We start from the raw sequence: 15,326 nt of genomic DNA, 5'->3' as shown, positions 1-15,326 counted from the left end.
GCAAATATATGCCCAAATACGGAGTATATGCCATAGTGGCATTAGTTTATGCCTTTTTGTGCACCAAGGCTGCTTGAACAAAAGCAACGAACAAAGGATGTGGTTTTGCAACAGTACTCTTGTATTCTGGGTGGTACTGCACGCCTATAAACCAAGGATGCTCCTTTAGCTCCACAATTTCCACCAAGTTGGTTTCGCTATTAATCCCTGAAGCTATTAGCCCTGCGTTTGCCAGTTGTTCCTTATACGTATTATTAAACTCGTACCTATGCCTGTGGCGTTCTTTAATTTCAGTTACTCCACCATATACTTTCTGAACCAAACTATTTGCCATCAACTCACAGTCCCAAGCTCCTAAACGCATGGTGCCTCCTTTATTGGTTATCGTCTTTTGCTCCTCCATTAAACTAATAACCGGGTTAGCGGTGTTCTCATCCATTTCTGTAGAACTCGCATCCTCCAAACCAAGAACATTTCTGGCGTATTCTATGACCGCCATTTGCATCCCTAAACAAATACCTAAAAAGGGAATTCCTGTTTCCCTTGCAAAACGTACGGCTTGTATCTTACCTTCTATCCCACGTTCCCCAAAACCCGGCGCTACTAGAATACCGTCCAAACCTTGAAGTTTAGCTTGGTAGTTTTGGTCATTTATGTATTCTGAATGTATGGATTGTACTTTCACCTTTACCTCGTTACGCGCACCAGCATGTATAAAAGATTCTAAAATAGATTTATAGGAATCTTGTAATTCAACATATTTACCCACCAAACCAATAGTTATTTCGCCATTGGGATTTTTATGTCGCTTTAGAAATTCTTTCCATTGGGTTAAATCTGGTTCTATTTCATCGGGGAGATTCAATTTACTGAGCGTTACAGTATCCAAGCCCTCTTCTTGCATTAATATAGGTACGTCATATATGGTAGACGCATCAATACTTTGTATGACCGCTTCCCTTCGTACATTACAAAAAAGTGCTAGTTTATCCTTAATCTCATCTGAAATTTCGTGCTCCGTTCTACAGACTAAAATATCGGCTTTAATACCGCTTTCCATTAAGGTTTTAACGGAATGTTGGGTTGGCTTCGTCTTTAGTTCACCAGCGGCTGAAAGATAGGGCACCAATGTTAAATGTATAACAATAGCATTGTTATCGCCCATTTCCCATAACATTTGTCGTACCGCTTCTATATAAGGTAAGGATTCAATATCACCAACAGTACCTCCAATCTCGGTAATAACAATATCGTAATCACCACTGTTGCCTAAAAGCTGAACGCGTTCCTTAATCTCGTTGGTAATATGTGGTACAACCTGCACCGTTTTACCAAGGAACTCGCCCCGTCGTTCCTTATCTATAACACTTTGGTAAATTTTACCCGTGGTTACATTATTGGCTTGAGAGGTATTTACGTTAAGAAAACGCTCGTAATGGCCAAGATCTAAATCAGTCTCAGCACCATCATCCGTAACATAACACTCGCCGTGTTCGTATGGATTAAGAGTGCCAGGGTCTACGTTAATATAGGGATCCAATTTTTGAATTGTAGTCCGATATCCTCGGGCCTGCAATAGTTTCGCTAAAGAGGCCGCAATGATTCCTTTTCCAAGAGATGAAGTAACTCCTCCCGTAACGAAGATGTATTTGGTCTGTGGCATGTTTATTTTCTGTGTTACGGGAGACAAAGTTACAAATTGACTTTAGAACTTACTTGATTTCCTTAGGAAAATCTTTTTGAATTCTTTTAACCAATGATTCCAACTCGTTTATCTTGATTTCTAATACAGATTTCAGCATTTCTCCTAATTTCCCAGTTGGGAATCCCTTTTGCCTAAACCATATTAAATAAGGTTCGGGCAAATCTATCAGATACCACCCCTTGTACTTACCAAAAGGCATTTTATAATGCGCCAACTCAATTAATGCGCGTCTATCAGGTTTTAATTCCATTTTTTAAATCTAAAAAAATTATAATCAGAATTGATTAAAATACTAAACTATGCAAAGACGTAAATTTTTAAGTACTTCCACGGTTGCCTCCGTTGGACGCTTAGTTTCTAGTACACTACATGCCAAAGAACAGAAAATTACCGCTACTACAACATTAAAACACAATATAAACCATAGCGCATGCTATTGGTGCTACAATAGTATTCCGTTAGAAGCCTTTCTTAAAAACCTAAATGAACAAGATTTCAAGGCCATCGATCTGGTAGGACCCGAAGACTGGCCGTTACTAAAAAGATATCATATACATCCATGTGTTGGGCCGCTGAGATTAGCCTTACCGAAGGATGGAGTGACCCGCAGTACCACCGGCTACTAGTTAAAAATTACACCGAAATGATTCCCAAAGTAGCAGCCGCGGGGTATACCAATCTCATTTGCTTTAGCGGAAATAGGAATGGGATGGATGACCTAGTGGGCCTACGAAATTGTGCTCAAGGCTTAAAACAACTTATGCCCATGGCCGAGTAATATGGAGTGGTAATACAAATGGAACTGTTAACCAACAACGTATCCCACAAGGATTACCTATGCGATAACACCCAATGGGGTGTTTTGCTCTGTGAAACCATTGGCTCGGATAACTTTAAACTATTGTACGACATATACCACATGCAAATCATGGAAGTCGACATTACAAGGAACATAAAGGAGTATCATACGTATTTTGGAAACTACCATACTGGAGGCAACCCAGGAAGAAACGAAATAGATGATACCCAAGAGTTATTTTATCCGGCTATTATGAAAGCTATTTTGGAAACTGGGTATACGGGTCATGTGGCTCAGGAGTTTGTTCCTAGTTGGGAAAATAAAATAGCTGCGCTACAACAAGGGGTAACTATTTGTGATGTGTAAATTAGTGGGTAGTTTTTAGAGGGTAGTTTAAGGTTTGCTTGCCGTTATAGATTTCTATTGTTTTCAGAAGTTTTAGATTGGCAACCCTATTTGATTTCAAGTTTCTACTTGAACTTGTACTTTTATAGGTAAACCCCTACTTCTGTGGCAAGCTTGTATATGAGTTTGATATTTGTATTTAACACCTTTGGCTAATAAGCTTGAACTTAAAAAGTTTGTGCTAGCGTAAAAAAACAAGTAGTGAAATGATAAGTAGTGCAGCATTACGCACTGAAGAGATAACTCTCAAAAAAGGAACTTCAACCCTTGTTGGTCTATTGATTGTGATGATTGTTGCCTGTGTTTATTCAACAGTTAAAAATGGGATAGATTTTATGATATTTTTACCACTTTTCTTTTTTCCTATGATTTTACTGAACATATTTAAAATCCGAAAGTTGACAAAGGAAATCAAAACAAGGAAATAAAGTGCTAGGGCTGTTTTTCTGAGTCTTTTCAAATAGATTTGAAACAAAAACGGTAGCTTGGCGCGAATACAATCAAGGTTCTTGTAAGGCCTTCGTTATTTTCAACATCCATTCTTCCTGCTTATCTAAATCTCTCGAAAAGTTAGTTTCGGCATCGTATAGATTCTGAAAATCGTCCAACTCCTTATTTATTTCTCGATAAATGGATTTTACTTTTGCTTTTATATTCCCATGGGTGAATAGCTCATCGTCCAAGCGTATTTTCATCTCTCTTGCATAGAGTTCGGAGATATCAAAATGGAGTTGCTCATGACCCAAAATTACCTCGTCAGATAATTGGGTTTGATACCATGACTTGGTCGGATAAAAAAAGTTCCAAATTTAAAATAAACTTCCATTTTTTCCTTGGTGCCAGAAATAGAAAAACGGTAGGTAATTTCGCTGGTTGTAATTGCTGCAGCTCTTGAATTTATAGTCACATTTCCTTGAAAATCACCCCAGGAAAGACGAGTGTCGGAACTCCATAAAATAGTTTCATAGTCCTGATTCGATTGAAAACCCATTAACCCAAAGACTAAAAAGATAATAGTATACCTTATAGCTCCCACTGAAAAGAAATTACTTTTTCTATATCAGGGTGGAGACTATAATGTACCGGGCAAGTATTCGCGGTATGCACTAATATTTTTCTGCTTTTTTCAGAAATTTTTGAAGGAAGGTTGAACACCACTTCTATTTTAGAAATTCTTCGTGGTCCGGATGCCATGTGCTTAGTAACCGCAGCGGTAGCATTTTTAATGTCTATTTCTAAATTTTTAGCTTTTATCCCCATCATGGTAAGCATACAGCTTGCCAATCCTGTGGCCACAGTATCCGTAGGAGAAAAGGCCTGTCCCAAACCATTATTATCCGTTGGGGCATCGGTAACGAAAGAATCGCCCGATTTCACATGAACACATGAAGTTCTTAATTCGCCATTGTACGTTATTTTAGCTGTCATACTATTGTAGTTGTTTTATTCTCATATCGTCATAGGACATGATATAAGAAGCTTGATTAAAGTAGCCTGAGCTGGCATCTTTTGCATAATCGAACTTATTACCATTATACTCCGTTGTACCAATAAATTTTGCAACATCCATTAGGTTATTATTATAAGCCAGTTTAAGGAGCACATCATAGGTCACATCGAAACCACGCACTGCATATTTATCAGGCTCCGCACCAAATTTTTTATGATATCGTGCTACAAAAGAATTACTGGAAACCTCTCTATACACAGATGGGTAGGTAAAGTTAAGATTTGATAAATGTGTACTTGAAATCACATCATCTTCAAATGCATTATTATGATTTGTAGTAAACATCCTTAATCTTAGTTTCTCCGTGCTTTCCTCAACATCTAAAAGTGAATTATGAAATGCGTTTAAAATGGAAACGACACTAGAGATTAACTTAAAATTATCAGATTCTACAAATACCCAGTTTTCTTGGGTCTCGCTAAACAAACCTCCGAGTTTTTCTCGATTTATACCTATATTTTTCTCTTCCTCCTTCACTTTCAACACTTTGGCATCGGGAAAATTATGAACGAGTAGTTCCTGAGACAGCTTACTTTTATCATCAGCAATAATGATAATATTCTCATCCGTAAAATTACTTTTCACATAGTCAATCATGTGTTTTCTAAGTAAATCATCATCTGTATAAGAGAAAAATACATTGTTAAGACTGATATCACTTTTTGCTTTCACGGGAGCCACTACAGGAACATTATAATTAGATGCCTGTACCGCGACTTCCTTTAATGACAATTCATCCAAAGGACCAAATATGGCATTGTATTCAGAAAGTCTTTCCTTTACTAAAATCTCTTTAGTTTTAGTAATGCTCAATTGATTGTCAAAGGTCTTGACATCAACAGAAATACCTAGTGCTGCCAAGGAATCTAGTGCTACAAGTGCCCCTGAATACAGTCCCAAGCTATACTTTAAGCTATTCCTATTTTCTATAGTCCAAGTCACAGATTCTTTGTCGCTAAGGTCAAGCTTATCCAATCTAAATGGTAGCATAAACATTACTTTTGGACGGATAGCCGTATTTACACTATCCAAAAGATTCACATTATCCAAAATAAGGGCATTTCTCACCTCAAAGTCACCTCCCTGTTCCTTTGGTAGTTTTAATATCATTCCAGCTTTTAATCCGCTTTTTAGCTCGGGATTCAAGCGTATCAAATCTGCCCAAGACATTCCAAACTTTCGGGTCAGTCTAAACTCGTTCTGTTTGGGTTTTACCTCGTAAAAAATATAATTATCCGTGTTTATTTCACCAGCATCTAATTCTGTTTCAGGAATACGTATAATCATGCCTTCCTTTAATCCTCCTCTTTCGGTAATCTCAGGATTCAAACGCACTATTTCGTCAGATTTCACGCCAAAATCCTGTTCCAATCTATAAAAGTTCATTTTGGGCGGAACAGTATATGATGTGTATAACTGCGTCTGTTGCCCATCTACTGTGCTACCTGCAATTTTAGGCATTAGGAGCTCGTAACCTTCTGCTAAGTAATTCGTGCTTTGAGAAAGCGCAGGGTTTAACACAAGCATACTGTCGATGGTAATTCCATACTTGTGGGCAATACTCCACCTTGTTTCCTTGGGTACTACGGTGTATTTTTCATAAGCATCAGGATCAATAGTATTTTCCTTTTCAACTAGTTTTTTATACTTTGGAATACGGATTTCCATTTTCTTTTTTAGTTGGGAGGCATATAATTGTTTGTTGTATTTTTTTATGTCCTCTTCCGTTACCTCGTAGCGCTTAGCAATACCATAAAGTGTTTCTCTTTTTCTTACTTTGTGTTTGGTATACCCAATAGGTTCTCGTTTTATAACGGAATCCTGCATCACATTTGAAATCAAATCATTAACACGAGATGTGGTTACAGGCGTTTTAACCTTAGCTTGAGGAACTACCAAAATAGTATTTATGGCCAAGGTAGACCCGTCCTTTATCTCCTTATTGTATTGAAGGATACTCTGGGTAGAAACTCCGTACTTTGCTGCTACGCTTAGTAAGGTTTCCCCTTTCTTAACTGCATGGGTCATGAATTTTTGCGCCAAAAGATTGACACTTGTTACTATACAAAGCGCTACGGTTACAAGAAGTGTTTTTAAACTATATTTCATTTTATTCCCATTCTATGGTTGCTGGCGGTTTGGAGCTTATATCATATACGACACGATTCACTCCAGGGACTTTATTGATAATATCATTTGATGTTTTTTGTAAAAACTCATAGGGCAGATTCACCCAATCTGCAGTCATCCCATCTGTACTTTCCACCGCTCGTAAAGCTACACATTTTTCATAAGTACGCTCGTCACCCATGACCCCTACACTGTTTACAGGCAACAGCATGGCTCCGGCTTGCCAAACTTTATCATATAATCCCCAATCTCGTAATCCTTGAATAAAGATATGGTCCACCTCCTGTAAAATAGCAACTTTCTCCCTAGTGATATCCCCTAAAATACGAATCGCTAATCCAGGACCTGGAAAAGGATGCCGGCCCAATCGCTCATCGCCTACCTCCATACTTTTACCTACACGCCTTACTTCGTCCTTGAATAACATTCTTAAAGGCTCTACCACCTTTAATTTCATAAAATCTGGCAAACCGCCCACATTATGGTGACTTTTAATAGTAGCCGATGGACCTCCCGTTGCAGAAACCGACTCTATAACGTCTGGATAAATAGTGCCCTGAGCCAGCCATTTAGCATCTTCCACAAGGTGAGACTCGTCATCAAAAACCTCGATAAAAACGCGTCCAATAATCTTTCGCTTCGCCTCGGGATCGCTCTCTCCTGCTAAGGCATCCAAAAAACGTGCCGAAGCATCTACGCCTTTTACGTTTAGACCCATACCCTCATACTGTTTCAACACATCCTCAAACTCGTTCTTACGCAAAAGACCGTTATTTACGAAGATACAGTGGAGGTTCTTCCCAATGGCTTTGTGCAGCAAAACTGCTGCAACGGTAGAATCTACACCACCGGATAAACCGAGTATTACTTTATCGTTTCCTATTTTTTCTTTTAGATTATTTACCGTAGCGTCCACAAAGGCATCCGGCGTCCATGTTTGAGCAACCCCCGCAATATGTACAAGGAAATTTTCTAATACTTGTTTCCCGTCGGTAGAGTGGTATACTTCTGGGTGAAATTGTATGCCATAGGTTTCCTCGCCATCAAATTTAAAAGCTGCATTCTCTACATCATGAGTACTAGCAAGAAGTTTGGCGTTCTCTGGAAGTTTTTTAATTGTATCAGCATGGCTCATCCACACTTGGCTGCCGATAGTTATCCCCTTTAAAAAAGAATGTTCGGATTCAACGGAAGAGAGATTGGCCCTACCGTATTCACGCGTATTGGACTTCTCAACACTACCCCCGCTGAAATGCGCTAAATATTGTGCTCCATAACAGACACCTAATAGCGGTTTTTTACCTCTAATATTAGAAAGGTCCGGGTGCGGAGCATCTTCTGCTCGCACCGAAAATGGGGAGCCTGATAAAATCACCGCCTTATAGCTATCCAAGTCGCTAGGTACTTTGTTGTACGGTTTAATTTCACAAAAAATATTGAGTTCGCGCACGCGCCTAGCGATGAGTTGTGTATACTGGGAACCAAAATCTAAAATGAGTACATTATTGTCCATGGGCAAAAATAGGAATTTGAGCGTTTTGTTAAAGTATCTTTTAGGTATATTTATCTTTTAAAATCAACAACGCTAGTATAAAACATATCTCAGCAATAATTTTTGGCGTCTCAAGTGTGATTGCAGCCTATTTTTCAGATAATGCCCATAAAAATAGGGCAAACCCTCCACAAATCATATCCGTTACAGGTTTGGGTAACGAAAACTTCACATCTGACCTTATTGTATGAGAAGGGCATTTTTCTGCAAATAACGGCAACCTTAAAGCTGCTTTTGAATAGTTGAATAGCGATAAGGATTTTGTGCGTTCCTACTTAGTATGCAAAGGTATCGATGAAAGCAATATCATCTTTAATAGCGCACAGACTAACGAGCAACGGGATAAGCACTACGAAAATGGAAATTTCATAGGCAGTCCGTTCCGGGGCTATCAATCGACACAAACCATAAAAATAAAATCCCAAAATATTACGTCCATAGAAGGAGTTGCAAGGGAAATCCCCGTATTACTGAATATAAGCAGTTTAGTTTAATTCTTATCCACCAAGATATTACTGCGCTAAATTAGCAGATTTAAAAATAGAAATGATTTCAAAGGCAACCGAGGATGCGCGCCTTAGAGCAGAAAGTATTGCATAAAATTCGAGTAGCGCACTGGGTGATTTGATTTCGGCAAAAATGGGCGTATTTCAAATTACTGGACAAAACTCTGGGGAAGATTATTCTTGGAGTGATTCTTTTAATACCTCATCAAAAAATAAAACAGCCGCTATTGGGATGCGATTGGATTACAAGGTGAAATAACAAGTTAAACTAAAAAAGACAGATGAATTTCCGTCTTTTTTAGTTCTTGAATTCAAGTACTACCTAAGCTGTTTTAAAACAAATACTATACTTTGGAACCTAAAAATAAGTAACACCTCTATTCTTTCAATAATTCCAAATTTCTATTTCCTTTACCATCCTTATACTAATCTGCGTTGGATTTTCCACCAAATATAGCCCAAGCTACAATAAAATTATAGGCTTTGTTGATTGATATTTTTTCTTTGGGTACTTTAAAATCGTGCACAATATTTATGGCCCAAGGCAGGCCTTGCTCGGTTACATAATTACCATCTACATCTTGGTTTGTAGCAGCTACTAAAATCTCTTTACTCGCTAAAGAAGTCGCACGAGCAAAGGGTAAATGAATTTCCTTTTCCCTATTTTTATGAATAATAAGAAAAGGATTAAAAGGCGGAATTCCAAGCGCTGCGGCAGTAATAGGCTCCGTTAGCTTAATAGAGATGATCATGGGTTTCTTCAGCACCGCATTATTATCGTCATAAAACCACAACGGTATTTTTTTGATTGGCCTCTGTACCGTTAGCATCTAATTTTATATCGTTTTGTCCCAACACCTGTCCGCTTACATATGCTATTTTTGAAGGTGACAATTTTTCGAACCCTATTGCGAAGGCATTCACAAAACTAGGTCCATTAGATTTAACCGTACTATTAAAGGCTACCTGAACCATTCCATTTGCCGCATTTTGTGCCGCAATTACTTTATAATTTACAGCTACATCATTAAAATCATAGTCACCGGAATAAGGCCATAAATCCTCAAAAGCTACCGTGCCAAATCCGTAGTTACTTGGCGTGAACACTTCAAAAGCCTTTTCTGCATCGTCTGGGAAATTATCGTCACCATCTAAAATACCATCACCATCTGTATCTATGGGTTCTTGGTTTTTATCAAAAACTCTGAACGTAGCTAAATCGTTTATCGTACGTCCTAAATCCGAATTATTGTTGGCACTAACACCATATCTATATTCCCAACCGCCGGTTTGTGTGTCCATTATAATCAAATCAGAGCTAGAGGCACTATTTGCCAACCAAAGTTTCTGATTGGAATCAAAAGCCATAGACGTTGGTTTAAAAGGAAGGTTATCGGCACTTATTCTATCCGCTAAATAATCTCCATCTACACCTAAAGTAAGTTGGTATAGCCCGGAAAAATTACACATAAACAATACACCCTCCTTAATAAAAGCCGAATCGCCTCCGCCTTTGTTGTCCAATCCTTTAATCTTCCAACTAGACAAGAATTTACCACTCCAAGAATCTATGGTGTACAAAACATCCCCATTTGTAAAATAAAGGAGTCCATCTATTCCGCAATAATCCAAACGAGGGCCGCCCATCCCTAAATTCGCAACCGTATTCCATTCATTATCTGCAATAGAATATTTCATCAAAGGATACGGATTACTTTTCCCTATACTATATAATAATTTATTTTCTTGAGCTACCAATGCAGAATAACTTCCCATGGGTATTTCGGAAATGGCGGTATACGTGCCGTCTAAAGAATCTACCTGAAAAAGTTCCGCATTTCCGTTTACACAGTACAAATAATCCGCAACAGCTACTTTTCCAGTTTTATTTATTGTTCTCGCACAAGTATATTCGGCTTTTCCATTCGTAATATCCACTACATCGGAACCATACTGTTTATTGGTTTTACTACGAATGAAAAGTTGGGTATAATAAGAAGGTAATACGATTTGATGCTCCAACTTCCCACCAACTGTTACGCCAGAAAATAGTAACTGGTTTAGTATATCTGTGCGATACTCCGGTCTTGTCACCAGTTCCCCTTTTTAATTTTCGCAGGTACTAATTTCTCCTTCAATCAGCTTATGATTATACGAATAGACATCATACCTAACATAGGGTTTGCTATCATTTATCACTACGGTTATATACTGTTGTGTAGAAAAATCAAAATTCTTAGGAATTGTTAAACTTATAAAATCTAATGGCATGTTGTCCTCACCTTTCGCCTCTGAAGCGTCAACGGATTGGATATCTTCTAAAATTCTATCTAAGTTATCTGTTATACATCAACTGGTTAATAAGATGAATATTAAAGTAAGTTTTTTTGACATTCCTTTGAATTTTTTTTCTGATATGAGTTATTTTATTGGTAAAAATAGTGCTGATAGTGAAATACTTTCCAAAAGTAAATACACCTCTAAAATGTCACTTCTAAATATGGTAGATAAACCATTTCTGATGTTCAATGGTAATCCTATGTAGATGAAGTAAATCAGAAGGAGTAGGTATAGTACTCTTAAATAAAGAATTTAAAAGGTATCATTAAAGCAAAAAGCTTGGGAACCACCCCAAGCTTTTTCTTCAAAATCAAAAACCAACCAAAAACGAATTATCACATGAATAATTCAAAATTCTTTTTCACAGTATTTAGTATATAACAACCAAGTCTAAATTTACCCTACCTTTAATAATATTTTTATTTAAATACTTTTCAAATGACACAACAATTTTTGGACGAAGCCAAGGACGAACTGCAAAAATCTCTCGTAAAAAAAGGGCATCCTTTCCGTTATTTCACCCTAGCTACGGTAGGCTTAGATAAGATGGCAAGACTACGCACTGTAGTACTACGTAAAATAACTCAAGATTTAAAGTTAATTTTCTATACGGACAGGCGCTCCAAAAAAATTATACACATTACCGAGAATTCCAAAGTCAGTTTGTTGTTCTATCATCCTAAACTAATGCTCCAACTAAAAATTGAAGGTAAAGCCAGGATAGTGAGTGATGAAGATGTATTAAAAACATATTGGAACGGAATACAGCCCAATAGCAGAAAGGATTATATTACCCAACAAGCACCTGGAAGCAGTTTAAAAAGTCCAGACACAGTCGAATACCTAAACGAAGGAAACCATTTCTGCATAGTTGAGATAGAGCCCTTTAAGATAGAATACCTAAAACTAAAACGGCCCAATCATCTTAGGGTTCGCTTTTCTAAAGACGATGATAAGTGGGATGGGGAATTTCTAGTTCCTTAAACATTAATCTTACAAAGGCACAGTTCTATTCCATACTATTCAAAATATCCCTAATATCGGTTTCCGTAGTATCTGGATTAATAAAACAGAAACGGCTTACAGTTTCATAGCCATCTGCAGTTTTCCACTTTGTTGGAGTTACCAAAGCGAAACCAGCTTCGTGGTTTTTATAGGTCCAATTGCGATAGTCATCTGGCTCCCAACCTTTACGCCGATATAGTACACAGGACAAACTGGGCTCCCGAACTAATTCTAGCAAAGGGTGGGCTGCAATCAATTTACCGGCAGTATTGGCCAACTTTATTCCTTCTTCCACCGCCCATGCATATTTTTCAGTGCCATGGGTAGCCAGAGAATACCAGAGCGGCAAGCCTCGTAAACGGCGTGTCAATTGTATTTGATAATCAGAGGGGTTAAACCCGTGTGCTCCTTCATCCTTAAATATTTCCAAATAAGAACCTTCTTGGGAATGTGCTTCTTTTGCCTCCTCAGGATTCTTATAGAGTACTGCGCCACAATCATAAGGAGAAAACAACCACTTGTGGGGGTCAATAGTGACACTGTCTGCTCGCTCGATACCGTTGAACAAATGTCGAACGGATTTCGCCGCCAAAGCACCACCACCATAGGCGGCATCTACATGAAACCACAATCGTGCTTGTTCACATACTTCCGCCACTCCCGATAAGTCATCTATGATTCCTGCGTTGGTAGTTCCTCCTGTTGCTACAACGACAAATACCCTAGCTATTTCACTAGCATCCAGTCCATTAATCACAGACTGTAATCCAGCACCGGACATTGCATCCTCGGTTTCCACCAAAAGAACATCTACATCTATAACCTTTGCCATAGCCTTGATTGAGGAATGAGCACCAATGGAAGTAATCATCAAGCCCTTTATATTTTTATTCTTAGGGTCTTTTCTCCATTTCTCACGAGCAGCCACCAAAGCAGAAAGATTGGCTGCGGTACCTCCACTTGTAAACACTCCAAAAGCAGGCTTTGGCATACCCGTGAGCGATACTAACCATTGCATAGCCTCATTCTCGCAAAAAATACCACCAGCCCCTTCCATCCAATAAGCGCCATGAATACTGGATGCAGAAGTTACCAAATCGAATAAAATTGCAGCTCTAGTGGGGGCGGCAGGGACAAAGGCCAGATGCCTAGGATGGTCTATGGGCACCGTGGCCTTGACCAAAACATCACGAAACAACTCAAAGGCCTTCTCCCCTCCTATTCCACTATTCGTGACGGTTTCGCCCACCAAAGCACGGAGTTCTGCCTCCGTTTTCGGTTTGCCTAGTTCAGGGTTAGTTTTGGTGATTCGATTAATGGCATATTTGACCACATCTAAAGTCATTTCAACCATCTCTATATCTATGTCGTGCATTTTGTTTTGTTGTTAGTGGGCTCAGTCCAAAAATACACTTCTTTACAGCTTGTATACAAATAGATGAGCAAATTCATCATAAGAAAACAGATAGAGATTCATTTATCTACCCAGTATTTGATACACCGATTGCCTAACAAGAAACTTCGACAAGATATGTTATTGCGCATCAGGCTATCATGATAAAACAACCAGGAATAGAAAGCAAAATTTAAATAACAAACTCACTAGGCTACTCACCCCTAGCACTTACCAAGAGGGGAATAGCATTTTATTATGGTTAATAAAAAAAATAAGAAATCCCTATTCCGCGGTGAGGACTACGAATTCTTGCTTTAACGGATTCAAAGCTTTGAACAACATAGGTATTAGCGCCTCCCCATATTCCAAATACAGTTCAGAAAAATTAAGGTTACGTTCTTGGAGCGATTTTCCAGGAAAGAGCTCGTTCTGCAATTCTGCTAAGCGGCTTACATGATCTTCCAATTTATGCTTCTGCGCTTTCAATAAGCGCTTTTCCAGATGGTCCAGTCCTTTTTTCTGCTTCACTTCTTGAGCCTTTACTGCTCCTAAAAATGATTTATCTGTTTGTTCGGCTACTTCGTACAGCGATTTAAACTGTTCTCCCAACTGTTTTCTCTGGGGTGTAAAATCAATATCTATATTAGAAATTTGACGTACTTTTTTGTTAATCAGCGTATTTTGTTTTAAGAAAACCTCCTCCAAAGAAATGTTAAGTTTTTGTAATTTTTTCTTTTGTTTTTGAGTGATAACCAAAGCTGAATTTCTAAGCAATAGCATAGGGAAGGGTACTTTCATGGTCTCAAAGGCTGATTTTAATTCCAGCCAATAAGCCAACTCTCCGCCTCCCCCTATATAACAAAGGTTTGGTAATATAACTTCTTGATATAAAGGCCTAGCGATTACGTTAGGTGAAAATCGTTCTGGATGCGCTTGTAGCTCTTCCAATAATGCTTCTTTAGAAAATTTGATATTGGTATCATTCACAAAATACATACCACCGCGCTCTATAATTCGTTCACGCAAGCCATTAGTCAAATAAAAGTAATTAATTTCCCTAGGATTCACCTGCACGCCATAGTCGGTTTCCAACCCCTGCAATTTTACTATGGTTTCGGAGACCGCTTTATGAGCCGTTTGGTTCAGTATATCTTTTTTGGCGAAGGGTATCAGCAAACTTTTTAGACTGGCATCGTCTCCATCCACAATAACTAAACCATAAGCTCCAAACAATTCATTGGCCAGATACCTCGTAGCTTCCGTTAAATTCTTGTGCTTCAAATAGGCTGCCTCAAAAAGTTCATTTAAGGTTTTGGCGTTGATATTAGTTCCTAACAGATTCACATATGTTGTGAGTACCTCCTCTAATCCGTCCGTAGTCAAATGCCCTACAGCGCCGGAGGCATCCTTGTTCCATTGTATTTTTTTTCCTTTGAAATTAAAGTAATTTATTTCCTCAAAGTCATGGTCTTCTGTGGCCATCCAATATACGGGTACAAAATGCTGTTCCGGATATTTTTTTTTGAGCGTCTCACAAAGGTTAATGGTAGAGATAATTTTATAAAGAAAGTAGAGCGGACCGGTGAATAGGTTCAGTTGATGACCAGTAACTACAGTAAATGTATTTTCGTCGGTTACTGCGGCTATGTGCTGTTGCGTACTTTTAGAGACCGTATAATTTGCATATTGATGCATCAATGCAGTCTGCAATACCTGTCTGTTCTCCAATGGAAAACTAGCCTTTTTCTCCACTATTTGATCTCGAAAATTTTCCAAATTCGGAAACCGATTATAAAAAGGGGCTAGCTGGCCGTCCTGCGAAATATAATCGCAAATGAGCTTTGAAAAATAACCTATGCTTCTAAAAGGCAAACAATCGATATCCATATGTGCACAAAAATGAAAATAAATATAAAATGCTGTGTTATTTGAGTTCATAAAAGTACGTTAATTAGATGAAAATTGAGATTTTAGGTCT

19 protein-coding genes are annotated in these 15,326 nt (G+C 38.3%); 8 read left to right on the top strand and 11 right to left on the bottom strand.

The window, feature by feature from the left end; genetic code table 11:
• Nucleotides 1–46: 46 nt before the first annotated feature.
• Nucleotides 47–1,663 (bottom strand): CTP synthase, encoded by a 1,617-nt coding sequence (locus tag Q360_RS0100175; protein WP_027075288.1) that lies wholly within the window; start codon nt 1,661–1,663, stop codon nt 47–49.
• Nucleotides 1,664–1,712: 49 nt separating this feature from the next.
• Nucleotides 1,713–1,955, bottom strand: a complete 243-nt coding sequence (locus tag Q360_RS0100170; protein ID WP_027075287.1) for a DUF3820 family protein — start codon at nt 1,953–1,955, stop codon at nt 1,713–1,715.
• 49 nt (nt 1,956–2,004) lie between these two features.
• On the opposite strand from Q360_RS0100170, the gene Q360_RS26395 reads away from it, so the two are divergent.
• The 4 genes from Q360_RS26395 (at nt 2,005) to Q360_RS21805 (ending at nt 3,337) form a co-directional block, all read left to right on the top strand.
• Nucleotides 2,005–2,331 carry a hypothetical protein gene (locus Q360_RS26395; RefSeq protein ID WP_245603095.1) on the top strand — a complete coding sequence of 109 codons (327 nt, stop codon included), beginning with the start codon at nt 2,005–2,007 and terminating at the stop codon, nt 2,329–2,331.
• A gap of 17 nt (nt 2,332–2,348) precedes the next feature.
• Nucleotides 2,349–2,483, top strand: a complete 135-nt coding sequence (locus Q360_RS26910; protein WP_262493191.1) for a hypothetical protein — start codon at nt 2,349–2,351, stop codon at nt 2,481–2,483.
• An 18-nt stretch (nt 2,484–2,501) separates the two neighbouring features.
• Complete coding sequence (locus tag Q360_RS26390) at nt 2,502–2,870, top strand: TIM barrel protein (protein WP_245603094.1); 369 nt, start codon at nt 2,502–2,504, stop codon at nt 2,868–2,870.
• A 245-nt stretch (nt 2,871–3,115) separates the two neighbouring features.
• On the top strand, nt 3,116–3,337 hold the full coding sequence (locus Q360_RS21805; RefSeq protein ID WP_036194666.1) for a hypothetical protein: 222 nt from the start codon (nt 3,116–3,118) through the stop codon (nt 3,335–3,337).
• Nucleotides 3,338–3,409: 72 nt separating this feature from the next.
• Here Q360_RS21805 and Q360_RS26385 read toward each other — a convergent pair whose 3' ends face one another.
• The 5 genes from Q360_RS26385 to guaA are packed head-to-tail and all read right to left on the bottom strand — an operon-like array spanning nt 3,410 to nt 8,062.
• The gene (locus tag Q360_RS26385) at nt 3,410–3,655 is read right to left on the bottom strand and encodes a DUF922 domain-containing protein (RefSeq protein ID WP_245603093.1); all 246 of its coding nucleotides are present in this window, start codon (nt 3,653–3,655) and stop codon (nt 3,410–3,412) included.
• 2 nt (nt 3,656–3,657) lie between these two features.
• A complete protein-coding gene (locus Q360_RS26380) occupies nt 3,658–3,900 on the bottom strand; it encodes a hypothetical protein (protein WP_027075285.1) in 243 nt (80 codons plus the stop codon).
• 32 nt (nt 3,901–3,932) lie between these two features.
• Nucleotides 3,933–4,337 (bottom strand): OsmC family protein, encoded by a 405-nt coding sequence (locus Q360_RS0100145; RefSeq protein ID WP_027075284.1) that lies wholly within the window; start codon nt 4,335–4,337, stop codon nt 3,933–3,935.
• A 1-nt stretch (nt 4,338) separates the two neighbouring features.
• Nucleotides 4,339–6,528 (bottom strand): LysM peptidoglycan-binding domain-containing protein, encoded by a 2,190-nt coding sequence (locus tag Q360_RS0100140; protein WP_027075283.1) that lies wholly within the window; start codon nt 6,526–6,528, stop codon nt 4,339–4,341.
• A gap of 1 nt (nt 6,529) precedes the next feature.
• Complete coding sequence (guaA, locus tag Q360_RS0100135) at nt 6,530–8,062, bottom strand: glutamine-hydrolyzing GMP synthase (protein WP_027075282.1); 1,533 nt, start codon at nt 8,060–8,062, stop codon at nt 6,530–6,532.
• A 281-nt stretch (nt 8,063–8,343) separates the two neighbouring features.
• Here guaA and Q360_RS27060 point away from each other — a divergent pair, with 281 nt between their 5' ends.
• Nucleotides 8,344–8,595, top strand: a complete 252-nt coding sequence (locus Q360_RS27060) for a hypothetical protein (RefSeq protein WP_027075281.1) — start codon at nt 8,344–8,346, stop codon at nt 8,593–8,595.
• A gap of 130 nt (nt 8,596–8,725) precedes the next feature.
• Nucleotides 8,726–8,866 carry a hypothetical protein gene (locus tag Q360_RS27055; RefSeq protein WP_316931483.1) on the top strand — a complete coding sequence of 47 codons (141 nt, stop codon included), beginning with the start codon at nt 8,726–8,728 and terminating at the stop codon, nt 8,864–8,866.
• A gap of 166 nt (nt 8,867–9,032) precedes the next feature.
• Here the strand turns inward: Q360_RS27055 and Q360_RS26905 are convergent, their stop codons facing one another.
• Complete coding sequence (locus Q360_RS26905) at nt 9,033–9,401, bottom strand: DUF4842 domain-containing protein (protein WP_169734611.1); 369 nt, start codon at nt 9,399–9,401, stop codon at nt 9,033–9,035.
• On the bottom strand, nt 9,388–10,701 hold the full coding sequence (locus tag Q360_RS26900) for an LruC domain-containing protein (RefSeq protein WP_027075279.1): 1,314 nt from the start codon (nt 10,699–10,701) through the stop codon (nt 9,388–9,390). Before Q360_RS26900 ends, Q360_RS26905 begins: the two co-directional genes overlap by 14 nt.
• Before the next feature lie 175 nt (nt 10,702–10,876).
• On the opposite strand from Q360_RS26900, the gene Q360_RS0100105 reads away from it, so the two are divergent.
• A complete protein-coding gene (locus Q360_RS0100105) occupies nt 10,877–11,152 on the top strand; it encodes a hypothetical protein (protein ID WP_027075278.1) in 276 nt (91 codons plus the stop codon).
• A 233-nt stretch (nt 11,153–11,385) separates the two neighbouring features.
• Complete coding sequence (locus Q360_RS0100100; RefSeq protein WP_027075277.1) at nt 11,386–11,931, top strand: pyridoxamine 5'-phosphate oxidase family protein; 546 nt, start codon at nt 11,386–11,388, stop codon at nt 11,929–11,931.
• Between the two features lie 25 nt (nt 11,932–11,956).
• Here Q360_RS0100100 and Q360_RS0100095 read toward each other — a convergent pair whose 3' ends face one another.
• Both Q360_RS0100095 and bshC read right to left on the bottom strand, forming a co-directional pair.
• The gene (locus Q360_RS0100095) at nt 11,957–13,327 is read right to left on the bottom strand and encodes a pyridoxal phosphate-dependent decarboxylase family protein (protein ID WP_027075276.1); all 1,371 of its coding nucleotides are present in this window, start codon (nt 13,325–13,327) and stop codon (nt 11,957–11,959) included.
• A gap of 303 nt (nt 13,328–13,630) precedes the next feature.
• The gene (gene bshC / locus Q360_RS0100090; RefSeq protein ID WP_027075275.1) at nt 13,631–15,235 is read right to left on the bottom strand and encodes a bacillithiol biosynthesis cysteine-adding enzyme BshC; all 1,605 of its coding nucleotides are present in this window, start codon (nt 15,233–15,235) and stop codon (nt 13,631–13,633) included.
• Nucleotides 15,236–15,326: the final 91 nt, after the last annotated feature.

The organism is Maribacter antarcticus DSM 21422 (assembly GCF_000621125.1).
Taxonomy (GTDB): Bacteria; Bacteroidota; Bacteroidia; order Flavobacteriales; family Flavobacteriaceae; genus Maribacter; species Maribacter antarcticus.
Note: the sequence above shows the minus strand (reverse complement) of the source record. Positions and strands in the feature narration are given on the sequence as shown.